Consider the following 23,544-nt stretch of genomic DNA (forward strand, 5'->3'; position numbering starts at 1 on the left):
TGTGAGCGCTTCCACAATTTAAGAGGCTATTTCTCTTCATTAAGGCTTGTTCAGATTACACTTTTCAAGCGGCACCACTTTTGTTTTCTTCGCAACTTTGTAACCAAGCCAAACGACAATGAATAATGGAAGACCGATATAAGAAATAATCGCGCCGTTCCAGTCAATCGTACCGCTTGTGAAAGCGCTGTAATTTTGTCCAAGGATAACAATCGTACAAAGTGTAAGCGCAAAGAGCGGACCAAACGGAAACCACTTTGCCCGATAAGGCAAATCACGTAAGTCATGTCCTTGAGCCATATAAGCTCTGCGGAAACGATAATGACTGATAGCGATTCCAAGCCAGGCAATAAAACCGGACATGCCTGATGCATTCAATAACCAAATATAGACTGCCCCATCACCAAAGAAAGAAGCAAGGAAAGCCAGCGTTCCAACAAGAGAAGTGATAATTAAAGCATTCACCGGCACACCGCGACGGTCTAATCTAGCCAAAAACTTCGGTGCTTTTCCTTCTCTCGCTAAATCCCATAACATCCGAGTAGAAGCATACATGCCAGAGCTTCCAGCCGATAAAACAGATGTTAAAATAATGGCATTCATGACCGATGCTGCAAAAGCGACGCCTGCCTGATCAAATACAAGCGTGAAGGGACTGACTGTTACATCCTCGCTTGCTAAACTCGCCGTCGTATACGGAATAATCAGACTAATCACAAGGATAGCAAAGATATAAAATAGCAAAATCCGCCAGAACACTTGTCGAACTGCTTTTGGAATAGCGCGAGACGGGTTATCTGTTTCGCCGGCAGCTACTCCGAAAAGCTCTGTTCCCTGGAATGAGTAACCAGCCGCCATAAAGATCCCAAGAATCGTCATGAATCCACCTTGGAATGGAGCATCTCCAATCGTAAAGTTTTTAAAGCCGATATATTCACCACCAACAATACCGAAAATCATCAAAACCCCTGTAATTAGAAATACAATGACTGCCGTTACTTTTATCATTGAAAACCAGTATTCTGACTCTCCAAACCCTTTGACAGAAAGATAGTTTAATAGAAAGATAACCGCTAAACATAATCCGCTCCAAAGAATGGAAGGGCTGTTTGGGAACCAAAATTTCATAATTAATGTTACAGCAGCAAGCTCAGAAGCAATCGTAATTGCCCAGTTATACCAGTAATTCCAGCCGAGCGCAAACCCCAATGCCGGATCTACGAAGCGGGTCGCATAAGTGCTGAATGAACCGGCTACCGGCAAAAAAGCAGCCATTTCAGCAAGACTGATCATTACGAAATAAACCATAATTCCAATTGCCCCATAAGCAAGGAGCGCTCCTCCCGGCCCTGCTGTATGAATAGCACTTCCGCTTGCGAGGAATAGGCCCGTGCCGATTGTTCCTCCAAGTGCGATCATTGTTAAATGTCTTGACTTTAAACTTCGTTTTAACTCTTGTGATGGTTCTTGTGCTAGCTGATTGTTTGCCTCATTCGTTGACAAGATAGTAGGTTGAGAGGCGTTATTTGGCATACATTGTTCCCCCTTTTTCTATGAGGACCTGTCATGTTCTGCTTGTGGATTCTTCGGATGTGCATTCCAGTCTTCATACTTTTTATTTAACCAGCCGCAGCTTCCTGCAGATGCAGCGGCTGGCTGAATAACAAACTATTTGAGTACGTATAGTGTTTTTAATGTATCGTCGGAAGGACTCTGAAAATAGGCTCCCATTTCCTTTAACTCTTTAATCGTTTGTACATGAGTGGCAGTAATTTCCTCCCCAGGTGTCAACAACGGAATTCCCGGTGGATAAGGAAGAATCATTTCTCCGCAAAGAGAGCCAACGGCGTCTTCTAAAGCTACTCTTTTGCGCGGCATGTGAAAAGCATCTCGCAAAGAGACTTCCTGCTTATATAATGTGCCTTCCGCTGCAAAAAGAACAGTCTCTACTTTCTCCTTCTGCTCCGTCATTGCCCATTGCTGTAGCTTTTGATCAATCGCTTTAATCGCTTCCACTACTTTCTCAATATCCTCTTGTTCCTCATTCAATGAGAATAAAAAGACAATATTGCGCGGATCGCTGATCTCTGCTGTACAGCCTTGCTCGTAAAACATATCCAGCAGCTGATAGCCAGAGACCACCTCATTGTTGCAGGAGATAATCCATTTTAACGGATCCCGATAATGAACCTCTTGACTTCCCTCCCAGATGGAAAGCGCTTGCAGCTCATCTGAAAGAGCCATACGTCTTTCCTCTAAACGTTTCACTGTTTCTTTTAAATGCGCACGTCCTTCTGTCACTAAATAACGTCGAGCCAGATCCAAAGAAGCAAGTAACGGATAGGAAGGGCTCGTTGATTGAATCATTCCGAGCACTTGTGCCAGCCGCTCACGGGAAACACGGTCTCCTTTTACATGAAGCATTGAAGCCATAGTCATAGCTGTAAGCATCTTATGCGTAGATTGTATAACAACATCTGCTCCTTTAGATAAAGCTGACGGTGGCACTTCCTCCGATTGGCCAAAATGGGCTCCATGGGCTTCATCAACAATGAGAGGCACCCCCGCTTTGTGGCAAGTCTCAGCTAAACGGGTAATATCCTGACTCATTCCATAGTAGTTAGGGTTCGTAATCCAAACGCCTTTTACATCCGGGTTTTCCGCCAGTGCTTTTTCAATGTAGTAAATATCAGATACTTTCGCTACTTTCGTTGTGGATTCAATAGCCGGTGCGATAAAGATTGGCTGAGCACCTGCCAGCATTAAACCATGAAACACCGATTTATGCATATTGCGCTGAACGAGAATTTTCTCTCCAGGCGCACATAGAGTGAGAGCTACTCCGATGTTTCCGATGGTGCTTCCGCCTACTAAGAAAAATGTATGATCTGCTCCGAATGCTTCCGCTGCTAAATTTTGAGCATCAGCGATAAAATCCGTCGGATGATGCAAGTCATCAATTCCTACTGATTCAGTTGCATCTATTTTTAATATGCTCTCAAAGCGGCCAAATGCTTCCCGGTCAAACACCCGCCCGTCTTTATGTCCAGGCACATGCATAGATGTACGCTTGCTTGCTTCATATAAACAAAGGGCCTCATAAAGCGGTGCCTCTGTATGATCAACTTTAGAATGAGGGGCTTCATACATATTCGTAATTGTAAGATTCATTCTCTCTCTCCTCCAATACTTTTACTTGTTAGCAGACAGTTCTTCTGCTATAAACTATTCCGTTTTTCTTTATAGCAATTTCTATGCCAAAAAGAAGACCTCTTCTCATAAACCCTGTAATAGAGCGGAAATTTAAATATTAACGGAGGGAGCATTAGAGATTTTATTGAAAGAATCTAATAAAAACATATAAAAAACCGCCGAAAATTCGGCGGTCTACAATATATTTAACTTCGTTAGTTTATATTGCAGCGTTTGCCGGGGATTTCTAATAGCTTTGCAGCCTTTTGTATATTGCCCTCTGTCTCTGCTAGTGCCTGTCTGATTAAGTTTTCTTCAGTGTCTATTAACGCCTGCCGCAACGGCTGCAGCGAAATGGGTTTTGTCCTTTCCGGTGCTGGAGTGTCCCCTGCAATATGCATAGGAATATGCTCCACTGTAATTGAATCACCGTCCATAATGTTCATCGCTGATTCAATCGCATGCTCTAATTCCCGGACATTGCCCGGCCAGTCATACTGGTTAAATCTGACCTTTACTTCTTCATCAACCTTGGTAACGAGCTTGCCAAAGAGAAAGTTATATTTCTGAATAAAGTGATCCGTCAGCAATGGAAGATCACCCTTTCTATCCCTGAGCGGCGGAATCTGCAAATTGATTACATTTAAACGATAATACAGGTCGGAGCGCAGTGTTTTTTCACGGAGACAAACGTCTGCCGGCTCATTCATCGCCGCAATAATCCGAACATTCACTCCATGCTCTTTCGTCCCACCTATTCTGCGAATTACTCCGTTCTCTAGCACCCGCAATAGTTTTGCTTGAATATCAAGCGGCATCGAGTTAATCTCATCTAAAAACAGCGTGCCCCCGTCCGCAAGTTCAAACAAGCCAGGCCGATCCACAGCACCGGTATAGCTTCCTTTTGCTGTTCCAAACAAAATGCTTTCAAGCAGCGAAGAAGGAATAGCTGCACAGTTTTGAGCGATGAACGCCTCAGACTTGCGCGGGGATGCGTTATGGATTGACTGAACAAGCAGTTCTTTTCCTGTTCCGGTTTCCCCGTATATCAATATAGGTGACGAAGTCGATGCTACCTTTAACGCTTTTGTTTTCAGACGTTCGCAAACAGGATCATTTGTGATAATGTCTGTAATATGATATTTTGCTCCTGTTTGGCTGCGCCGTTCCTTTTTAGGGCGCTGAGCCGTTTCTACCTTTGCCTGCAAATCAATAAGCTTCTCTGACAATTGCTTTACTTTCGTTAAATCTTTAGCAATTTCAACAGCTCCAACCAGTTCTCCATCCACTTTAATCGGCAGTGTTGTGTTTACCATATCGATCAGCATTCCGCGGATATTGTAATACGACTGGTGTTGATTATAAATCGGTTCTCCTGTTTGAATGACTTTCATTAACGTGCTGGTAGAAGCCGACAGGGAAGGAAACGCTTCCAATAAATGTTTGCCCAGCACTTCCTCTCTCTCGACAGCATCATGCTTAGCTGCCACATGGTTATAAAAAATTGTTATACCATTAGCATCTACTGCGTGAATGCCTTCATCAATCGTGCCCAAAATAGCCTGAATCATTTTCATTTCTTTCGTGTCAGTTATATTCAATAGCATTTTGAACGATTCTCCTTCTTTGCTTACAAAACCGCTTTATTCCATTTTAAGACAGATAACCCGCAAATAATCAATGCCGGATTTCTGTCATCTCCATGCCGGATTTTCGGCACTTTTCCTTCAGTTCGACAAGGTACTGGTTATCCAGACAACTTTTTTATCATTTTATTTTACAATTTCTAGTAATTATCCTTTTTCAATTATAATGACTATCCGCCTTTAAGTACAGTTTAATTTTCCAGCACGAGCAGCCCATGTGTTTAACTATCCTTCTTTTATAATAGAAGAATTCTATCTGTCTACCCCTATGTTAATGGTTAATTTAGCTATCTCTTTTATTTTCATTCGCTCTATATTTCCACATAAAAGAAGAATATTGCAAAAAGAACGAGAATCCTTTCTTTAAGCAAGAAAAAACTGAAATAGCGCCTATTAATATTTATCTTACACGATATTAAAGCCGCAAGCATGACAGGTCCGAACAAGTCCCAATTGTTTCCTTTTCCTCTAGTCTCATTTATCCCATTTTGCCATAATGATAATTAGAATAATTGTTTAGGAGGAGGAACGATGAAGAAACCCATAATTAAAAGCAGCCGGCTCTTGATCCTGCTGGTTTGTCTCATATTCCTAGCTGCTTGCTCTGGCTCTACAGAAAACAGCAAACCAGCCGAGCCGAAAACGGCAGCAAACAGTTCACCAGCTGGAAAGATTCCTAAAGCAGCCGAAACAGCTGAGGGAATGATTGCCCAGAAAGCTGGATGGTTAATGAAAAAGCATTTTGACGAAGACATCGAGGCTGTCAAGCCCATTGATTGGTTCAAGTACCGTAACTTTTATGATGAAACATTCAAGCCTATTATGGAACAAGAAATTGGTCATTACTTTGAGAAGCACAAGAACTTAACGAGTGAGGAGGTCTATAATTATCTTGTTTATACATTAGGCTCAGGTCAATATGAAAGATTTTATAAACCGCTCACCGCTTTCACCCACGGCTTTCAGGCCCCTGAATTGCCAACTGAGAAAACCGACACAGTAGAGACAGCAGAAACGCCAAAGCAGGCAAATGCCCTCATCCTCATAGATGCAAGCGGAAGCATGAAAGCGGAAGTTCCAGGTGGGGTCAAAATGGACCTAGCAAAAGCAGCGATTCAACAATTTGCAGCCGAGCTCACTGAGGGAACGAACGTTTCTCTGCTCGTTTATGGCCACATTGGAACTGGAAGTGATGCCGATAAAGCCAAGTCATGCCAAGCCATTGAATCCATATTCCCATTGGCGAAATACGAAAAGGCCAGCTTCCAGCAAGCGACTGACTCTTTTCAAGCAAGCGGATGGACACCGCTTGCCGGTGCGATTAATAAAGCAGCCGAACTTCTTTCTGCCTATCCCTCTGACCAGTACGCCAATAGCGTATATATTGTGAGCGACGGGATCGAAACGTGTGGCGGCGATCCTATTGCGGCCGCGAAAAAGTTACAGGAACAAAGCATTCAAGCTAAAGTTCATATTATTGGGTTTGACGTCGATGATCCCGGCCAAAAACAATTAAAGGCTGTAGCTGAAGCGGGTGGCGGTGAATACGCTACGGTTAAAAATAAAGAGGAGTTAGAAACACAGATAATAAAGAAATGGCGTCCTTCTGTGTTTGAAATCGCTGGAAAACAAGGCGTGCCAGCTCATGAATATGTAGACAAAATAAGCGAGCTTACTAATTATAAAGTTCACTTAACTGATTTAAGCAACTATGAAAAAAGCCGAATTGCAAATGCTACTTATTTTTTATCCAACCAACAATTGATCGATGACAAAACAAAAGAGAAGGTCCTTTCTATTATAGAAAAAAGGAATAGACTAAGAAACGATCACTTTGAACAAATATATAAAATGAAAAAACAAAAACTAGAAGAAGCCAAAAATATCATTGATCAGAAAGTGTCTGACTGGAAAGATCAGTGGGAAAAATAAACTCATTCCATACATTAAAAAGGAGAAGCGCTAGTGTGCGCTTCTCCTTTTTTAATGAGGCCTGCCACTTAATCGGCCTTCATCGCTCCGTTATCCGGGTCTATAATGAGAAAGTAATACCCATATGGGGTTCCTTTAAATCCTACCTTTGCACGATAGACATCGCGTTCCGCTTCGTAGTAACTCATTTTAATCTCTTTATCGGGTGCTGGCTCGCTACTTAAAATAAGCTTTTCTGCTTCTTTTAATGTCAATCGGCTTTTAAATGTAAGATAACTGGTTCCAACATAAGCTTTTTTGCCATTATATCTAATTTCCGACCAGCCTGCCGTGTCAGTTGCATACACATAAACAGACGCTCTCTTTTTTAGTGTGCCGATCACCTTAGCTTTCGGACTTGGAGTGGCTCTTACATGAAGAATGGGAGAGGCTGTGGCAACTGCTTCTTTTTTAAATGTACTTATTTCACTGCTTGCAGGCACAAGGTATCCCGCAGAAACATAACCTGCTTTATTATTATATCTAACTTTCGCCCATCCCCCGGGCTCTGTATTATATACATACACGCTAGCGCCTTTTTTTAGTGAACCGACTACCCTTGCTTTTGGGCTCGGCTTTTCACGTACATTTAACTTTGTCTCAACTTTTACAGTATACTGCCCTGGCCCGTTTACTGCTGCCTGCGGTGAATGAAACGACAGGCCAATTAAGCCAAAAATGACAGTGAACATGATGGCTATCTTCTTCATTAAACTCCCTCCTCTTCGTCATAAACAAGACTAAAGACCCACAAAATTATATCACAGGAGGTAAGTAGTTTCACTATACATATTATTTCCCCTTCGCTTTAATTAAAATTTTTCTACTTCCTCTTAACATGAAGTTTTTTAATTGCTGTGTATTAAAAGTTTGCAGCTGCTTACCGATATATAAAATTGTCTTTATCTTTAACCCTGAACGCCAAAAGAATAGACAATCGTAGAAAAGAGGTTATTCATAGTGAAAAGTGTCTTTACATACTTTGGGACCATCCGGTCTAAATTAATTTTATCTTTTTCCCTCATTTTAATTATCCCGGCACTTATTATTGGCACGCTCTCTTATGGAACAGCCAAAGAAGCGGTAAAACAGGAAATGCTCAACGGCTTTTCCGAGAATATTGACTTATTAAATTCTTCAATCGATCAAACCATTCAATCGAAGATCCACGATGCTGACGTTTTTTCGCAAAGCACCTCTTCTTCTTTTTATAAAGGGGAAAGCAGCCCTGCACTTCGGCAAAAATTAGCGCAGTATTCAAAATTACACCCTGAAGTTTTCAGTATCTATGTTGCTACAAACACTGGCTTGTTCATCGAGGAGCCAGTAATTACGGATACATCTAGTTATGATCCGCGGACGAGAGACTGGTATAAAGAATCGATGGCTAAAAAAGGAAAAACAATTATCTCGAAACCTTATCCTGATGTAACGACAGGGGACATGGTTGTTACTATCTCGCAATCGACAAAAGACGGATCAGGTGTAATTGGCATCGATATTAACTTGAACTATATTCAAGGGCTAATCAAACAAGTGAAAATTGGTAAAGAGGGTTATGCTTTTCTTTTGGACAAGGATCAGACCGCGATAGCTCACCCTTCTATTAAAGCTGGTGAGCAAGTGAAAAAAAACTTTTATCAGACGATGTATAATGGAGCAAAAGGAACGTTTGATTATAGAGACGGCGATAGTGAAGAAACGATGAGCTTTGTAACAAACAAATTGACCGGCTGGAAAATAGGCGGGACGATCAAACAAGCGGAATTCACTGCTGCCGCCGCTCCTATCTTCCAAAAAACACTGCTCGTCATTCTTATAGCGACAATCATTGGTGCAGCTATCGTCTTCCTTATTATCAAGTCAATTATTAAGCCGCTTAGGAGACTAAAAGAGCAAGCAATCACCGTTAGTAAAGGCGACTTAACAGAGCCGGTGAGTGTCCAGTCAGACGATGAAATCGGACAGCTGGCGGGGGCATTCAACATTATGCAAGAAAACATCAGACAGTTAGTTCAAAAGATTGAGTCTAATGCAGAACAAGTAGCAGCCTCTTCACAAGAGTTAACCGCAAGCGCCGAGCAAACAAGCACGGCCACAGAACAAGTCGCCTCATCCATTCAAGAAGTAGCGGGCAGTGCGGAAAAACAAACGTCTGGTGTTGACCGGAATGTCCTCTCCCTGCGAGAAATATCTAAAGGTGTCTCTCAAATTGCTGATCGTTCTGGAAAAGTATCTGAGCTTGCCCATGACACAACCATTCAAGCGGAGGAAGGCGGAAAAGCTGTCGCCAATACCGTCAAACAAATGCACTCCATTCGTGCGTCAGTGACAGAATCAAATGAAATGATTCACTCCTTGCACGAACGTTCTAAGGAGGTCAGCTCCATTTTAGATGTAATTACCGGAATTGCAGAACAAACGAATTTGCTCGCTTTAAATGCAGCCATTGAAGCGGCAAGAGCAGGTGAGCAGGGCAAAGGATTTGCCGTCGTAGCTGACGAAGTGCGGAAGCTAGCTGAACAATCACAACAGTCAGCGGGAGAAATCTTTTCCATCGTCCAAGGCATACAAAAAGATACAGAAAGTTCCGTGCAGGTGATGGCTCGTGTTACAGACGATGTGCAAGCCGGAGTAAACGTATCAAATGAAGCAATTGAAAAGTTTAAACTAATTTTACAACGCACAAGAGAAATCACTCCACAAATGGAGGATGTATCTGCTACTGCTGAGCAAATGGCGGCAGCTGTTCAAGAGGTTACTCATACAACAAATGAATTGGCGATTATTGCGAAAGAAAATGCGGCTACTTCAGAGGATGTGGCTGCATCAGCCGAGGAACAGCTTGCTTCGATGGAGGAAATTTCCGCCTCCGCAAAGGCGCTATCCTCCATGGCCGAAGAACTGCAAGAATTGATTTCCGCCTTTAAGTACTAATTGTTTTTTCATTATAAAAAGTGTTGGGCAAAAAGGCAGCAACGACTGTCTTTTTGCCCAACACTTATATATTTACTCTTCGTCTTTAATGGAAATCGCTTGATTCTCCTTGCTAGGCGGAAGACGTACTAAGCGAACAGCGAGCAGTCCCCGTTTGTAAGATGCATCAATCCGATCCTTTCTCACCAAAAACGGCAAGTTGATCACGCGTGTAAAGGTTCCTTCATTGAATTCCTCTTGAATCACACGAAAATTGCTGTGCTCAAAATGGATATCACAGCTGACTTCCAACATCTTTTCGTTAACCGTCAAACAGATATCTTCTACCTTTTTAACTCCTGGAACGAGAAATAAACACAGGAGCTCATCTTTCGATTCGTATAAGTTCATTCGCAGCTGGTTTTCCGCTCCTTTAAAGTACTGGTTGAACTTCCCCTCCACCTCCCCGTCAAAAAACTTCTTAAATAAAGCATCCCATCCATTAAAGTAGTTATCCATAGATATCCACCACTTTTTATCAATTAATGAGAATTGCATTTATATATTGCCTGCTTGTGCTTGATCCGCTATATCCGGATCTATCGTGTTATTTATGCTAACCCCGTTATTCGTCATAATAAAATCCCCTACATTGCCTCCTCCTGAGCCATTCACCTCTTTTCCTACACTCTTTGGAGAGATATTTAAAGCGTCTCCAAAATTCAAAACGCCGCTATTGCTATTTACTTTAAATGGTCCGCTAATTATAGAAGGCATAGGAACACCCTTTTCAATCTGTATTCTTCTTAATCAAACTAATCATCTATTTCCGTTAGTTGTCTAATATGCTTTATTCTGGATTCCAAATTAATTTTCCCTGTCGACCCAATCTGCAGCACGCTGGATGAAGCAACCCCTACTATGTTGATATGGCTCACATGGATAAAAGGGGAAAGATTATATCTCGTAACGGTAATGTTTTCGTTGATTTGCGGTATGGGTATCATTTTTGAAAAAAGTGGATAATTGTTAAGATTGCCTTCATTCCCGAAAAAGAGTTCTGCCTGGCGTTGGACAGCTAATGCATTATTGCGCAATGTCATGTTGGCTGAATCTCCGATTTCTAAGACTGAACTGTCAGCTACGGTGGTGACATAGATGTTTTTAACAATGGATGTTCTTTTAAACAATAGAATCCCCCTATTCAGGGGAGAGAGGAACGAAAGGCCCGACAATAAAAGACTCAGGCGGAGTATCAAATATAGATGACAGTGTAATTGTATCCGTGTCGCCAACTAACGCCACAGAAGCGCTGGCCACCCCGCCGATTTCCAAACTCCCCACAGAAATATTTTTATTGACGACTGTAAAATTCATTCTAGAAAGCCTCCTTCCTTTGGCAGCTGGGCAATAAATTCATCATAAGTTTTATGAATGTCTTCCTTTACTCTGTTCACTGTTCTGCCCTCAATCTCTGCTAGCTGCTCCTCCGCCATGTTACTCATATTAATTTGATTCAGATAATAATGGATGCGTGAATCAATCTGTTTTTTTATATCGTCAATAATGTATTGCCGATAATTAGCATTCAGCGGCTGATTTTTTTGCTGCTCAATTGTGTTTAAAACAGGGTAGCACTCTCCATTTAAGTACTCATGAACCTGCCGCTGAATATTTCCGAACAACAACAGCCGCTGCTGAGGATTCATCGGCGGCACCGTTAAGTCATTTTGTTCAACAGAAAAGTCTTCAATCGATCCTTCTCCGGCATGAGGAGTAATGCCGATGTTTAACGTTCCTTCCAGCCTTTCCACTTTTAATTGATCGAATTTATATTCTACCCGTTCAATATTGGAGGACTGATTTTCTTTTAACGATTGAAGCTCCAGCTGAAGCTGCTGAACATTCGCTTCCAGTTGAGTAATTCTCTGCTGTTGGGCATTGACCCATTGTTGCATTTGTTGGAGACTATGTATCATATGAGAATAATTAAAATACATACAATCTCCTCCTTACAGCTGAAGTTGAAGTATCATTTTAAGAACGGGTCGGGGGAGTAAGCGGCACAAAGAAAGGCTGCTGACTTTGCTGTCCCGCCTGCGGAGCTGGTTCAGTAAACCCTCCTGTGTTATAAAGATTGGACAAAGCTTTAATAATGCCCGCACTTCCAATTTGCAAAAAGGAAGAGTTGGAAATGGCATCAATTTTTAAATTGTGAATGACGATGCTTTGATTAATGTGAAAATTCATGCCCGCTCCCCCTTGTAAGAGTACTCTTATACAACGGTTTGAATATTGGAATCGGCCGCATCTGCATCATACGTATTCGTTGAGCTATAATCATTTCTTACTCTCATGCCATCCCCTGTATTAAAGGAACCCGCCCCAGCAAAGGTTTTTGCTGTACTGGACGGAGAAATGTTATACACATCACCAATATTAAAAACACTGCTGCTTCCTATACTAATGACTTTTACCGCCCCTACGATTGCTGGCATTTATCCCATCCCTTTTAAAAAAGCAATTCTACTAGTAAAGTATGAAAAAGCGGAATAAATGTGATAAACGTCTATAGGCGCTGTGGCTTTTTTCTCCTTATCATTAATATATTAACCTGAGGAGAAAAAATGAGAGAATTGTTGCATTTTCATGTACGTGTTATGGAACATCCTCTTTTTCCAAATGGCAAGAGAATAAAAAATTGGAAAAGAGATATAACTGTGAAAAACAACAGGCAAAATTTATAATATAAAGGAGTAATCATTCACTGCTGGAATAGAATTAATTAAGAAAGGAAGCTACTGCATTGAGGAGCTTTTTTTATACATTAATAGTTTTAGCTATTTTATTCATCTCCTGGCCTGCAATCGAAAAGCAGATTACAAAGAATAATGATTCACCGGTCGTTTATAAACTTCAGTCGAGTCTTGAGCAAATTAAAGAAAACCCTTATATTTCAGAAGCACTCGACAACCTGTATGCGAGCCTGTCTCAATTGATCGGATCGGATGAAACCGCTACTGACCCGCAAAGAAAGAACGTTGAAAAGCCCGCTTTAACAAAGCCGGCTGAACAAGCTTTTTCCATCCATAACATTGAACTTCAGGAAAGCAAGCAAAAGGCTGAGCAAATTCTTGGCACTCCGCAGCGTTCTTCCTATAATGAATATGGCGTCGAGTGGCACACTTATCATACCGATTACCAAAATTTTTTGATGGTTGCCTATGATAAAAACAATCAAGTAGCAGGGCTTTATACAAATCAAGATTTGATCGCTTCAGCCAGCGGAATTAAGCTTGGAAGTGATAGAAACACCGTTCTGCAGAAATTAGGAAAGCCTTTAAGCCAGCTTCGCAAAGGGTTGGTTTACATGAAGCTCCAAACCGATCAAGAGTATGACATGTTCATGATTGATCATAGTTATGTCACTATTTTTTATGATAAGCATGAAAACAATACAGTGACTGCTATTCAAATTATCAGTAACGACCTGGAGCAGGAAAAGCCGGCTTTCTATGCAGAAGCGAGCGAACAATTAAAAGAAGGATTGGAATACCAATTATTCGATCTAACGAATGCCGCCCGTGTCAATCACCATCTCCCGATTTTAACATGGAACAATCCGGTAAAAGAAACCGCAAGAAAGCATAGCGCAGACATGGCTAAGCAAAATTATTTTTCTCACACAAACCTTCGTGGCCAGTCTCCCTTTGATCGGATGAAAGCCGACCATATCTTTTTCACAACAGCGGGCGAAAATTTGGCTTACGGGCAATTTAGCAGTGTTTTTGCCCATGAGGGGTTAATGAATTCTCTCGGCCACCGTGAAAACATCCTGCGTCCTGAATACCGGTTTTTAGGTGTTGGCGTGGCTTTTAACAAGGAATCACAGCCTTACTATACAGAAAACTTCTTTGCGAAATAGAAAACGGGCTGAATGTCTTCAGCCCGTTTTCCTTTCCTTATGCCCTGTGAATTCCGTAAAGATGAACCAGCATGAAACTCAAAGCAAATGACCAATGAAATAACCTCATAAAGATAAGCATCCTATCTGGCAAGAGAACTTCTTTTAACCTCTTATCTTTTTCTATTTTTAAGCTCCTCTGCTTTTGCCTCAATACTTTTTTTATCTTTAAGCGTGTTTTTTAACTCTATTCCCCCAACAAATAACATGATGATTCCCAACGGCAAAAATATAATTAAAAACATTTCTAATGATATTTTATCCATAGCCAATAAGATAATCGCCAGCAAGGAGACAACGGTTATTCCACTTACATATTTGTTCATAAGCTCCTCCTACTTATGGATTAATTTTCAATAAATTCATTTTTTTGTAAAAAATTATTTTACTTTTAATATTAGTTGTTATACCATTATTTTATAATTTTTTCAATAAAGGGGAAATTTTATGAATTTACGAAAAAAATTAACCTATCTATCTACCAGTTTTATTTTAGCTAGCTCAACTATTTTTTTAGGAACTGAAGCAAGCGCTAATGCTGATATCAACCCTTCACTTGGTGAGAAAACCGAAGCGATTACTGGCACGGAGGATTTGATTACTCCTACCACTGCTGGTTCTGTTGAAAATAACTTTAACGTTATTGACCTCCCTGGCCAATCTGACAATAAAATTACTTTAGTAAACAAAGAGACAGCAAAAGAAGATTTAAAGATCAGTGTGCCTAATGATATGAAAGTGGGCACGCCTGAAATTACAGACTCCGGCAGCTATGAATATAAAAATAATGGCGATGTCGATTTAATCGTTCAACCGACAGAGAATGGCGTACGAAGTTTAATGAATATCAAGAATGCCAATGCCCCAAAGAATATAAGTTTGACTTAGACTTACCTGCTGGTCACAAAGTGATGCTCTCCTCTGAATATTTCGGTGAAGAGCCAGGCAGTGAATTAGATACTGGGGAAGTCTTCATTGTAGACGAGAATAATATCATTCAAAGTGTCTTTGGTGCAGCATGGGCAAAAGATGCCAATGGAATGAGTGTTCCTACCCATTATAAAGTGGTCGACAATACGCTGATCCAAGTTGTAAACTTTACCGAAAACACGGCTTTCCCTGTTATTGCAGATCCGGACTGGGTGGCAATTGGTGCTTGCAGTGCAGCGTTAACTTGGTTTGTCGGTTCAAATCTGTTTGTAGCTGCCAAAATCATTAAAGTTCGGAAATATATTAAAGCATTGGGCGGCTTCAAAGAGACCGCAAAGTTGATTGCTGGCGCTACTTCATGGGAAGAAAAACTTCGGGTTGGCGGATCAGCTTTACGCAGCTTAGCTGCCGAGATCACAGGTGTGACAGGATTGTATGCATGTAATAAATTTATAAAAAAGTAAATCAACGTGATAACTCCCTATGCTTTCGTACTCTTAAAGAAAAACTGTCTCAAAGAACAACCATATCTGCATCTGCCTCGTATTAACGGGCATGTCTAGCCAAAGAGATATCGAACAAACGAATAGTAAACCAGACTTGGTTATTGAAAATTTGGCTGGATTGTTTACTGTGACGGAACGATACTCTCTATTCAATAAAAATAGCTGTCTATTTTATATAGACAGCTCAGACTGTAGACAAACTCAATGAAATTCTAGAGTTTGTCTACAGTCCTTTTTATTTTGCTTGTGAATGGGGGCTGTTGATTTCCATTCCAGGCGCTTCGCTTTCCGCGGGGCGGGCGGTGAGCCTCCTCGCCGCGAAAGCGCCTGCGGGGTCTCACCTGTCCCGCTGATCCCGCAGGAGTCTTTGCGCCATCCATTTCAATCAACAGGGGTTACAAAGTTAGAGTAGTCGTACAACCATACCTGTTTTAAAATAAATAGATCAAACGCTTGAGGTGAGAAAGGTGCTTTCGAAAAACAATCCAATCCAACGGAATCAAATAGAAATGATCGCTCTAGACCAGCTTGTACCAGAGAATCACCTGGTCCGTAAAATGGAGGCAGCAATGGATTTCTCTTTTATTTATGACTTGGTGGAAGGATTGTACGCGGAAGTGGGCCGCCCAAGCATTGATCCAATTATTTTAATTAAACTAACATTTATCCAATATGCCTTTGGCATTCGATCCATGCGCAAGACGATCGAGGAAGTGGAAACGAATATGGCCTACCGCTGGTTTCTCGGTTATGGATTCCATGATAAAGTGCCGCATTTCTCTACCTTCGGTAAGAACTACGAGCGTCGCTTTAAAGATACCGACCTGTTTGAACAGATCTTCTATCGTATCTTAAAAATAGCTGCCGAGAAAAAGCTCATTAGTGCGGAGCACGTTTTTGTGGATTCCACTCATGTAAAAGCTAGCGCGAATAAGCGTAAATTTGAAAAGAAAATGGTTCGCAAAGAAACACGCGCGTATCAGGAACGCCTCCAAGAAGAGATTAATCAGAACCGAGAGGATCATGGAAAAAAGCCGTTCCCGCCAGATAAGTTCGATAAAGAAGAAACGAAAGAAATCAAGGAAAGTACAACCGATCCGGACAGTGGCTACTACGTTAAAGACGAACGAACCAAACAATTTGCCTATTCCTTTCACGCGGCCGCAGACCGTAAGGGATTCGTAATTGGCACAATGGTCACACCAGGCAACACACATGACAGCCAGATCTTAGAGCCGTTAATGGAGAAAGTGATAGAAAAGGTAGGAAAACCGAAAGCTGTTGGTGCAGATGGAGCTTACAAAACACCTGCCATTGCCAGTTATTTAATGGAAAACGGCATGACACCTGCCTTGCCTTATACACGGCCGCGCACAAAAGAGGGCTTCTTCAGAAAGCATGACTATGTGTACGATGAACATTTTGACTGTTACCTTTGTCCGGCAGGGGAAGTATTGAATTACTCAACGACGAATAAGGAAGGCTATCGTGAATACAGATCACCCAAACAGGTTTGTACCTCCTGCCCTTTTTTAGCTAAATGCACGGAAAGCAGAGATCATCAAAAAGTGGTGACACGCCATATTTGGCAGAAATATATGGAAGAGGCCGACCATCTTCGCCACCACGAAGAAGTTAAAGCGATTTATGCGGAGCGAAAAGAAACGATTGAGCGTGTATTCGCAGATGCAAAAGAAAAGCATGGCATGCGTTGGACAACGTTAAGAGGACTTAAAAAATTGTCGATGCAAGCGATGCTTACTTTCGCTGCCATGAATCTCAAGAAAATGGCCAGCTGGACTTGGCGAGAACCAGAAATGGCTTAAATGATGACCTCGGAGAGGTCTATCTTTCTCTCGAATGGCTTTAAAACTACCGAAAAATCAAAAGGGGTTCGGAATAAGACTATTCCGAACCCCTTTTGTCGACAAACTGAGCTGTCTATTTTATATAGACAGCTATTTTTTAGGAGAGGCTCATGTAAATATTTCGCCAGAAGAAAATCATACAGCTGCAAAACAAGCTAAAGACAATATTTATTTTCCAGCTAATTATTCACAGCCATTCGTGCGAGCGGGCCATTTTCATCAATAATATCCTGTAAGCTATACACAGAAATCGGGAACATCGGGAAGCCGAAAACATATGGAGTGATTTCGTAAAGCTGAAAATAAATGATAAGCGCTTTATCGGCAATGTAAAAGTCTTGATTCGGCTGAATAGCTGTAAAGTCATTCAGCAGTTGGATATCCCGCTGCTGGATTTGTATGCGGATTAAGTCAGACAGCCTTTTCACATAATCACTTCCGGGCTTAAACAAGTCTTTAAGTTGATAAAGCTTTCCTTTTTGCCAATCAAATGTCAGCGATTTAATAAATGTCATTCCATGAGCCGCATGAAAGTGATACGTATAATTAGAAAGCGATACACTCAGCACTTCCCGTTGGTTGTTTTTGATTTCATAGGAGCCCTCCATCTCTTCAACCGTTGTCGGCATATTTCCAACTTGCAGGTTGATAAGCTGCTGGGTTTGATAAGCAATGGCGCGATTCATTGCTTTTTGAATCTCTTTATTTCTCATGCCGGTAACTTGGGGATAAAAGACTGTTTTCTGTGGCCCGCTACTTAGCTTAACGGTTTGGACAGCAACTGGTAATGCAGTAGGCAAGGTTCCTCATCCTTCTCTCGTTTTAATGCATAGTATTCTTGAAAAGGAGAAAGAGTGTGCAGACAAAGACGTTCGGGTTAACTCAGTCATTCGCCCGATCAGTTTCAGCTAGTCCCCATCATATATTCCTCCTACTTATCGAATGAATCCTCTTCTTACACCGGTAATTTTGGGCATATTGTGTATTTTTACTAAAGCCCTTAAAATCACTAAGTTTTTTAAACGATCATGTATGGTTAAAAGAAACAAGGAATTCTATGAATTTCGCGGAAGTGATTCCAGGCATCATGAGCGTTCGTTTTCACTTATTTTGAAAATATGTAAGAATCCGCCCGAAGAAAGGCTTTTCTTTCTCAGGGTTGTCTCTTGGGAATAATAGACTGAATATCCACAATTGACAATGTACAGATGTGTTGATCACCGCACAAAGAATAGACCAACTTCTTTGGGGAAATAAACAAAAAACCATTGAATAGAGGAATTCAATGGCTTTTTGCTCATGAGGATTCAGCTCTTCTTATCCTTTTATGTCGATGTTGCCTCCTAAATGCGGCTGGGCAGCATGTTGAATAGCTGCCACATCAGCTGTCTCCATTAATTTTTGAAGGGCTTCTCCCTGCTGTTTCGCCCCTCCCATTGCCATCTTCATCACCGCTATAGAAGCCTGCCGCTGAACTTTCCCTTGTCCTAATGCCATTGACATCAACGCTATATCCATAAAAACACCTCTCTTTTTCTAATAAATAGGCTCTATGTTATTTTTCAATCGTTGATTGCAGCGGAAGGCGGCGAGTCCCGGTGCCCCGTCTGCAGCGAAAACGAATAATCAACTGAACAGAGCTAATACATAATTTTTTATTCCACTAAGCTGTTTCATTTCTAATAAAGAAAACTTATGAACACGATCGTATTCAACTATTCTCTCTATACTTTTGGCATAATGGCTCTTTGGCTATTTCTGCTGCTTTTCATTATTTTACCTTTAAAAGATCGAGAAGTATATCATCTCAAATAAAATAACCCGCCGTTATAAAAGGCGGGCTAAACAGAAGCACTTTACAACCAATCAGCGGATCAAAGAATACGGCAGGGTAAATTCTCTAATGCCATTTGAATACGGGCCATATTCATAAGGGTTAAAGTAGACGACAAATCCTGCAGTGGTCATGTAAAATTGCTTTTTATGCTCAGCCAAACTGTCAAGCCCCTCCCAATAAATGCGTCCCTGATTGTGTAACGCATAGGCTTGGGCATTGATCCGGTCAATCACCGCGCGTTCATAATTTGATTTTTCCGCAAGATGATCCAGCGATATAAAACGGCTATTCTTCACATCATAATTGTAAGAAAAGAGCTGTTCATACCCGTGTGCGCCGCCTGTATATTCATAGCTTTCGAATACAACACTCGTATAATTGGCATCGGCGCGAGCCACCTTATAAGACACCACATATTCATAGTATTTTCCCAACGAATGATCTTCTCGGGCAAGATCCATGATTTCTTTGCGGATACTTACGAGATTTCTTCCTATTTTTGCGTATTCGTTATTTAAAAAGCCAAAATCATGAGCACCTGCCGTATCTTTAAATTGCGGATAAAATATTCCTTGCGCTGCCTTTTTAGGGTAAGAGACCACGCTAATTCTAAATTTCTCGTTCAACGCCCGGGCAATGAACACGGCGAACTGTGCACGTGTAACGACCCCTGATGGATTGTATTTCGTAGCCGTATAACCGGAAGTAATCCCATTTGCTACGAGTGGCGTGACATACGGAGTCCCCCAATACGCCCTTGTCATATCTTCCCATTCCACCGGCAACGATCCTTTTAGAGAAAAAGCATCCGTCGTGATTTTCGCCATTTCTACACGCTTCAATTTTCCATTCGGGTTAAAATTCACGGCTTTCGAAAACCAGCCTGCATGTACGGCCGCGGCAATCTCTTTATAGAACGGATGAGAAGCAGGCACATCCTTAAAACCCGGATTTGGCACATTTACTAATGGAAGCTTCTTTGCACGAACTAAAATAGCGGCCGCCTGTGCTCGCGTAACTGGTGCATCCTTATTAAACTTGCCATTGGAGCCTCCTTTTAATATGCCTAAGTCACTTAAGTAACCTACTTCCTTCGCACTCCAGTGAGTAGCCGGCACATCTGAATAACTAGCAGCCTTCGTGCTTAAAGTTGGGATACAACCTAGAAGCAAAACGGCCATAAAGACAGCCTGTACTCTTTTTCTAAAAGTCATCTTTCCCCCGCCTCTCTCTTAAATTTTGTAATAATTACACTCTAACAAAAAAGAATTCCAGCCGCTGTTTCACACTATAATGCTCTCTGCTTTTTTGTCTTCTGCTCATGCCTGCATCTTTTTAAATAAATAGCTTCATGGATCTTATTATTATAAATGAGCCATATCGAGCAGTCTGTCCTATCTTGTCGAAAGGAAATGACTTCATTTCTTTATGTTCATTCAAGTTATTGAACCAGCACGAAATTTAAGAATTTGAAGATAAAATGACTCTTAGACAGTTAGATAATATGCGGGCTTCCTTTTTACAACCTTTTACTAATTAACTAAGCAAGAAATTGTTCTAACTCTACTCTCAAAAAATTAATTGAATATTTTAAAATCAAGCTTTATAATTTCATTATACAAAACTTTATTTCTAATAATGAAACGTTTCTTTATTTGTTAAATATTTTCTAAGGAAGGGTGTTCTATGTCTTTCACATCTAATAAAATTCAACAGTTACCTCCTTACTTTTTTTCTTCGATTGATAAAAAGAAAAAGGAATTATCAGATCAAGGCATTGATGTTATTGATTTAGGAATCGGAGCGCCTGATCTTCCGACTCCTTCTTTCGTTATCGAGACGCTAAAAGAAGAATTAAGCAATCCCCAAAACGGAAAGTACTCTCCGTATGCCGGAATTCCAGAATACCGGGAAGCGGTTGCCGCATTCTATTCAATGACGTATGGAGTCAGCCTCGATCCTGATACAGAGGTGTTAGCACTTATCGGCTCTAAAGAAGGGATTGCTAACATCATCCCGGCAGTAGTAAATCCGGGAGAATCTGTCTTAGTGCCTGATCCCGGTTATCCTGCATATCGAACGTCCGCTTATTTAGCTGGTGTTCATACGATCAACTTGCCTCTTGAGCGCGAAAATCAATACGCGCCGGATTTTACAAAATTGAGCCAAAAAGATATTGAACAGTCTAAGCTGCTATTTCTAAATTATCCCGGAAATCCTACCTCCGCTACGGTTGATGTAAGCACATTTGAACACGCTGTTTCCTTCTGCAGAGACAATCAAATTGCCGTTGTTCATGATTCTGCCTATTCTTTAGTCACCTATGGAGGCTATAAAGCTCCCAGTATATTAGAAGTATCCGGTGCTAAAGATATTGCTATTGAAATGGGCTCTCTGTCAAAAAGCTATAATATGACAGGCTGGAGAATTGGCTATGCGGTCGGCAATAAAGAGATGATTAAGGCCCTTGCCAATTTAAAGAGCAATATTGATACGAGCCAGTTCATGGCCATTCAAAAAGCAGCTTCTTCCGCTTTAACGAGTGACCATGCAAGCGTAAGAGAAAATAATGAAATCTATTATAAAAGAATGAAAAAAATGGTTGACGCGCTTAGAACCATTGGCATTGACGTTGAACTTCCGAAAGGTTCCTTTTTTATATGGGCTCCCGTTCCCGACGGGTATTCCTCAGCCGCCTTTGCAGAAAAAGTGTTAATGGAAACAGGGGTTATCATCACACCCGGCAATTTATTTGGTCCGTCTGGAGAAGGTTTTTTCAGAATATCCATGTCCGTCTCCAATGACCGATTAGATGAAGCGATTAAAAGAATAGCCAATTTGAAAGCGAGGGTAAAATAATGCTGAATACTCAATCTGTTAAAATGGAAAAGTTATCTGGTGGTCAAGGCGTGGTCGCCTCTTTAAAGCAGGAAGGCGTGTCCAAAGTATTTTGTGTTCCTGGAGAAAGTTACTTGCCAGTCATGGACGCCATCTATGACGAACCTTCTATTGAACTCATTTCCTGCCGTCATGAGGGAGGGGCTTCCTTTATGGCGGAAGGGTATGCGAAAGCTACTGGGGAACCTGGCATAGTGATGGCAACAAGGGCCGTGGGAGGGGCAAATTTAGCGATCGGTATTCATACTGCTTATCAAGACTCTACTCCTATGGTCGTTTTTTTAGGTCAAGTCCATACAGCTTTTCGAGGGCGTGAAGGCTTTCAGGAAGTAGAACTGGATCAATTTTTTAGCCATATAGCAAAGTGGACCGTTGAAATTCGAGAGGCCGCAAGAGTTCCTGAATTAGTCAGCCGTGCCTTTAAAGCGGCAAGATCCGGCCGTCCTGGTCCGGTAGTTGTCTCTCTGCCCGAGGATATGCTTAGAGATATTGCCGATATGACCTTTGCTCCATCACTCGAACGGCCAAAGCCTGCTCCTTCAAGATCAGAACTAGAAAAAATAAGCTCTTTACTCAAGGAGGCAAAGAAGCCTATCATTATCGCCGGAGGCGGAGTGGTGCGTTCAAACGCCGAGCAAGAATTGATCACTTTTGCTGAGGCCACGGGTATCCCGGTTATGGCTTCTTTCCGGCGCCATGACGTGTTCCCGAACGATCATCGCCTCTACGCGGGACACTTAGGGCTAGGAACACCAGCTCCGATATTAGAAACAGCTAAACAAGCGGACGTTATTTTAGCATTAGGATCAAGACTTTCTGAAATTACCTCTCAAGATTATTCATTATTTAATAAGGACCAAAAGTTAATTCATGTTGATATAAGTGAAGATACGATTGGTAAGGTGTTTGCTCCAGCCATAGGCGTTTTATCGGATGCGAAAGAAGCGCTATCTGCATTGACAGCATTAAATATAACACCGCAGCCCGAATCATTAGAGTGGGCAGAGGAACGGCATGAGATCTTTGAAAAATATTCTTCATTGAAGATAGAAGAGCAAACTGAAGCGGCAATTTCTTACCAGCAAACGATTAAACTTTTACAGAGCGAACTTCCTTCGGAAACCATTTTTACGAACGATGCCGGAAACTTTGCTACTTGGCTCCATAACTACTTTATTTTTACTAAGCCAAACACCTATATCGGCCCTACCTCAGGCGCTATGGGCTATGGAATTCCTGCAGCCATAGGGGCCAAGTTGGCTAATCCCTCTTCTCCTGTCGTATCTTTGTCAGGTGATGGCGGTGCCATGATGACGATTCAAGAATTGGAAACCGCTGTACGGTATGAAATCCCTGTTATTTGCATTGTCTATAACAATCAAATGTACGGAACCATTCGGATGCATCAAGAAATCCATTACCCTGAAAAAGTAGTCGGAACAGACCTTGGCAATGTTAATTTTGTTCTTCTTGCCCATTCAATGGGAGCCTCAGGAGAATTGATTGAAACAGCAGATCAGCTCAAGGAAGCGCTACAAAAAGCTGTAAAAAACAAAGTCCCTACTCTTTTGGAATTAAGAATGGACCCTGAACAAATATCTGTTTCAAAAACCATTACAGAATTAAGAGACCGTAACAAATAAGTGCATTTTTAAAAAATCATTCCCTTAAGGAATGATTTTTTGCTTTTTAAAAACCACTTGCTGTCCAGAAAAATAATAAATGTTGAGAATTGTCAAAAAACATTTGCTAAAATTTAGTCGCTGTGGTAAATTTATTACAACAAATAAAGAAACACCATTTCATATAATGAAAT

23 protein-coding genes and 1 pseudogene are annotated in these 23,544 nt (G+C 41.3%); 9 read left to right on the forward strand and 15 right to left on the reverse strand.

The window, feature by feature from the left end; genetic code table 11:
* Positions 1-39: 39 nt before the first annotated feature.
* The 3 genes from CJ483_RS10860 to CJ483_RS10870 form a co-directional block, all read right to left on the reverse strand.
* Positions 40-1,533, reverse strand: a complete 1,494-nt coding sequence (locus CJ483_RS10860; RefSeq protein WP_120034826.1) for an amino acid permease — start codon at positions 1,531-1,533, stop codon at positions 40-42.
* Positions 1,534-1,668: 135 nt separating this feature from the next.
* Entirely contained in the window at positions 1,669-3,171 is a 1,503-nt protein-coding gene (locus CJ483_RS10865) for an aminotransferase class I/II-fold pyridoxal phosphate-dependent enzyme (RefSeq protein WP_120034828.1), read from the reverse strand.
* Positions 3,172-3,407: 236 nt separating this feature from the next.
* Positions 3,408-4,799 carry a sigma-54 interaction domain-containing protein gene (locus CJ483_RS10870; protein ID WP_481747715.1) on the reverse strand — a complete coding sequence of 464 codons (1,392 nt, stop codon included), beginning with the start codon at positions 4,797-4,799 and terminating at the stop codon, positions 3,408-3,410.
* Between the two features lie 570 nt (positions 4,800-5,369).
* Between CJ483_RS10870 and CJ483_RS10875 the strand changes: the two genes are divergently transcribed.
* Complete coding sequence (locus tag CJ483_RS10875; RefSeq protein ID WP_120034830.1) at positions 5,370-6,770, forward strand: vWA domain-containing protein; 1,401 nt, start codon at positions 5,370-5,372, stop codon at positions 6,768-6,770.
* 68 nt (positions 6,771-6,838) lie between these two features.
* Here CJ483_RS10875 and CJ483_RS10880 read toward each other — a convergent pair whose 3' ends face one another.
* Positions 6,839-7,519 (reverse strand): SH3 domain-containing protein, encoded by a 681-nt coding sequence (locus CJ483_RS10880; protein WP_120034832.1) that lies wholly within the window; start codon positions 7,517-7,519, stop codon positions 6,839-6,841.
* 385 nt (positions 7,520-7,904) lie between these two features.
* Here CJ483_RS10880 and CJ483_RS25745 point away from each other — a divergent pair.
* Positions 7,905-8,807, forward strand: a pseudogene (locus CJ483_RS25745) (HAMP domain-containing protein); the annotation flags it as partial.
* Complete coding sequence (locus tag CJ483_RS25750) at positions 8,799-9,746, forward strand: methyl-accepting chemotaxis protein (protein WP_481747738.1); 948 nt, start codon at positions 8,799-8,801, stop codon at positions 9,744-9,746. The pseudogene CJ483_RS25745 and the gene CJ483_RS25750, both read left to right, overlap by 9 nt.
* A 72-nt stretch (positions 9,747-9,818) precedes the next feature.
* Here the strand turns inward: CJ483_RS25750 and CJ483_RS10890 are convergent, their stop codons facing one another.
* From CJ483_RS10890 to CJ483_RS10920, 7 genes are read right to left on the reverse strand one after another with little or no spacing between them, the layout of a single operon-like run.
* Positions 9,819-10,283 carry an Hsp20/alpha crystallin family protein gene (locus CJ483_RS10890; protein WP_120034836.1) on the reverse strand — a complete coding sequence of 155 codons (465 nt, stop codon included), beginning with the start codon at positions 10,281-10,283 and terminating at the stop codon, positions 9,819-9,821.
* Positions 10,284-10,502 (reverse strand): spore germination protein, encoded by a 219-nt coding sequence (locus CJ483_RS10895; protein ID WP_120034838.1) that lies wholly within the window; start codon positions 10,500-10,502, stop codon positions 10,284-10,286.
* A 38-nt stretch (positions 10,503-10,540) separates the two neighbouring features.
* Positions 10,541-10,915 (reverse strand): spore germination protein GerPE, encoded by a 375-nt coding sequence (locus CJ483_RS10900; protein ID WP_259455616.1) that lies wholly within the window; start codon positions 10,913-10,915, stop codon positions 10,541-10,543.
* A gap of 10 nt (positions 10,916-10,925) precedes the next feature.
* Positions 10,926-11,102: a spore gernimation protein GerPD gene (locus CJ483_RS10905; RefSeq protein WP_120034840.1), complete on the reverse strand. Its 177-nt coding sequence runs from the start codon at positions 11,100-11,102 to the stop codon at positions 10,926-10,928.
* Positions 11,099-11,725 (reverse strand): spore germination protein GerPC, encoded by a 627-nt coding sequence (gene gerPC / locus CJ483_RS10910; RefSeq protein ID WP_120034842.1) that lies wholly within the window; start codon positions 11,723-11,725, stop codon positions 11,099-11,101. The genes CJ483_RS10905 and gerPC overlap by 4 nt, the downstream gene beginning before the upstream one ends.
* A gap of 37 nt (positions 11,726-11,762) precedes the next feature.
* Positions 11,763-11,975 (reverse strand): spore germination protein GerPB, encoded by a 213-nt coding sequence (locus tag CJ483_RS10915; protein WP_120034844.1) that lies wholly within the window; start codon positions 11,973-11,975, stop codon positions 11,763-11,765.
* A gap of 26 nt (positions 11,976-12,001) precedes the next feature.
* On the reverse strand, positions 12,002-12,223 hold the full coding sequence (locus tag CJ483_RS10920; RefSeq protein ID WP_120034846.1) for a spore germination protein: 222 nt from the start codon (positions 12,221-12,223) through the stop codon (positions 12,002-12,004).
* A 308-nt stretch (positions 12,224-12,531) separates the two neighbouring features.
* On the opposite strand from CJ483_RS10920, the gene CJ483_RS10925 reads away from it, so the two are divergent.
* Entirely contained in the window at positions 12,532-13,650 is a 1,119-nt protein-coding gene (locus CJ483_RS10925; RefSeq protein ID WP_120034848.1) for a CAP domain-containing protein, read from the forward strand.
* A 152-nt stretch (positions 13,651-13,802) separates the two neighbouring features.
* On the opposite strand, the gene CJ483_RS10930 is transcribed toward CJ483_RS10925, so the two are convergent.
* On the reverse strand, positions 13,803-14,015 hold the full coding sequence (locus CJ483_RS10930; RefSeq protein ID WP_120034850.1) for a hypothetical protein: 213 nt from the start codon (positions 14,013-14,015) through the stop codon (positions 13,803-13,805).
* Positions 14,016-14,136: 121 nt separating this feature from the next.
* Between CJ483_RS10930 and CJ483_RS10935 the strand changes: the two genes are divergently transcribed.
* The 3 genes from CJ483_RS10935 (at position 14,137) to CJ483_RS10945 (ending at position 16,951) form a co-directional block, all read left to right on the forward strand.
* Positions 14,137-14,577: a hypothetical protein gene (locus tag CJ483_RS10935; protein ID WP_120034852.1), complete on the forward strand. Its 441-nt coding sequence runs from the start codon at positions 14,137-14,139 to the stop codon at positions 14,575-14,577.
* A 20-nt stretch (positions 14,578-14,597) separates the two neighbouring features.
* On the forward strand, positions 14,598-15,083 hold the full coding sequence (locus CJ483_RS10940; protein ID WP_120034854.1) for a hypothetical protein: 486 nt from the start codon (positions 14,598-14,600) through the stop codon (positions 15,081-15,083).
* A 509-nt stretch (positions 15,084-15,592) separates the two neighbouring features.
* Positions 15,593-16,951, forward strand: a complete 1,359-nt coding sequence (locus CJ483_RS10945) for an IS1182 family transposase (RefSeq protein ID WP_120034856.1) — start codon at positions 15,593-15,595, stop codon at positions 16,949-16,951.
* A 221-nt stretch (positions 16,952-17,172) separates the two neighbouring features.
* Here the strand turns inward: CJ483_RS10945 and CJ483_RS10950 are convergent, their stop codons facing one another.
* From CJ483_RS10950 to CJ483_RS10960, 3 genes are all read right to left on the reverse strand, one after another.
* Entirely contained in the window at positions 17,173-17,793 is a 621-nt protein-coding gene (locus CJ483_RS10950) for a DUF3298 and DUF4163 domain-containing protein (RefSeq protein WP_120034859.1), read from the reverse strand.
* 517 nt (positions 17,794-18,310) lie between these two features.
* On the reverse strand, positions 18,311-18,511 hold the full coding sequence (locus CJ483_RS10955; RefSeq protein WP_120034861.1) for a YjfB family protein: 201 nt from the start codon (positions 18,509-18,511) through the stop codon (positions 18,311-18,313).
* Between the two features lie 348 nt (positions 18,512-18,859).
* Positions 18,860-20,044, reverse strand: a complete 1,185-nt coding sequence (locus CJ483_RS10960) for an S-layer homology domain-containing protein (protein WP_120034863.1) — start codon at positions 20,042-20,044, stop codon at positions 18,860-18,862.
* A 472-nt stretch (positions 20,045-20,516) separates the two neighbouring features.
* Here CJ483_RS10960 and CJ483_RS10965 point away from each other — a divergent pair, with 472 nt between their 5' ends.
* Positions 20,517-21,689 (forward strand): LL-diaminopimelate aminotransferase, encoded by a 1,173-nt coding sequence (locus CJ483_RS10965; RefSeq protein WP_120034865.1) that lies wholly within the window; start codon positions 20,517-20,519, stop codon positions 21,687-21,689.
* Positions 21,689-23,371, forward strand: coding sequence for a thiamine pyrophosphate-dependent enzyme (locus CJ483_RS10970; protein ID WP_120034868.1), 1,683 nt, complete (start codon positions 21,689-21,691; stop codon positions 23,369-23,371). Before CJ483_RS10965 ends, CJ483_RS10970 begins: the two co-directional genes overlap by 1 nt.
* Positions 23,372-23,544 lie beyond the last annotated feature (173 nt).

Source organism: Bacillus sp. PK3_68, from assembly GCF_003600835.1.
Classification (GTDB): domain Bacteria; phylum Bacillota; class Bacilli; order Bacillales; family Domibacillaceae; genus Pseudobacillus.

Bases quoted from the DNA above. Each gene is read 5' to 3' on its own strand.
- CJ483_RS10860 (WP_120034826.1), bottom strand. From the start codon at position 1,533: ATGCCAAATAACGCCTCTCAACCTACTATCTTGTCAACGAATGAGGCA.
- CJ483_RS10865 (WP_120034828.1), bottom strand. From the start codon at position 3,171: ATGAATCTTACAATTACGAATATGTATGAAGCCCCTCATTCTAAAGTT.
- CJ483_RS10870 (WP_481747715.1), bottom strand. From the start codon at position 4,799: ATGCTATTGAATATAACTGACACGAAAGAAATGAAAATGATTCAGGCT.
- CJ483_RS10875 (WP_120034830.1), top strand. From the start codon at position 5,370: ATGAAGAAACCCATAATTAAAAGCAGCCGGCTCTTGATCCTGCTGGTT.
- CJ483_RS10880 (WP_120034832.1), bottom strand. From the start codon at position 7,519: ATGAAGAAGATAGCCATCATGTTCACTGTCATTTTTGGCTTAATTGGC.
- CJ483_RS25750 (WP_481747738.1), top strand. From the start codon at position 8,799: ATGCAAGAAAACATCAGACAGTTAGTTCAAAAGATTGAGTCTAATGCA.
- CJ483_RS10890 (WP_120034836.1), bottom strand. From the start codon at position 10,283: ATGCAATTCTCATTAATTGATAAAAAGTGGTGGATATCTATGGATAAC.
- CJ483_RS10895 (WP_120034838.1), bottom strand. From the start codon at position 10,502: ATGCCTTCTATAATTAGCGGACCATTTAAAGTAAATAGCAATAGCGGC.
- CJ483_RS10905 (WP_120034840.1), bottom strand. From the start codon at position 11,102: ATGAATTTTACAGTCGTCAATAAAAATATTTCTGTGGGGAGTTTGGAA.
- gerPC (WP_120034842.1), bottom strand. From the start codon at position 11,725: ATGTATTTTAATTATTCTCATATGATACATAGTCTCCAACAAATGCAA.
- CJ483_RS10915 (WP_120034844.1), bottom strand. From the start codon at position 11,975: ATGAATTTTCACATTAATCAAAGCATCGTCATTCACAATTTAAAAATT.
- CJ483_RS10920 (WP_120034846.1), bottom strand. From the start codon at position 12,223: ATGCCAGCAATCGTAGGGGCGGTAAAAGTCATTAGTATAGGAAGCAGC.
- CJ483_RS10930 (WP_120034850.1), bottom strand. From the start codon at position 14,015: ATGAACAAATATGTAAGTGGAATAACCGTTGTCTCCTTGCTGGCGATT.
- CJ483_RS10935 (WP_120034852.1), top strand. From the start codon at position 14,137: ATGAATTTACGAAAAAAATTAACCTATCTATCTACCAGTTTTATTTTA.
- CJ483_RS10955 (WP_120034861.1), bottom strand. From the start codon at position 18,511: ATGGATATAGCGTTGATGTCAATGGCATTAGGACAAGGGAAAGTTCAG.
- CJ483_RS10960 (WP_120034863.1), bottom strand. From the start codon at position 20,044: ATGACTTTTAGAAAAAGAGTACAGGCTGTCTTTATGGCCGTTTTGCTT.
- CJ483_RS10965 (WP_120034865.1), top strand. From the start codon at position 20,517: ATGTCTTTCACATCTAATAAAATTCAACAGTTACCTCCTTACTTTTTT.
- CJ483_RS10970 (WP_120034868.1), top strand. From the start codon at position 21,689: ATGCTGAATACTCAATCTGTTAAAATGGAAAAGTTATCTGGTGGTCAA.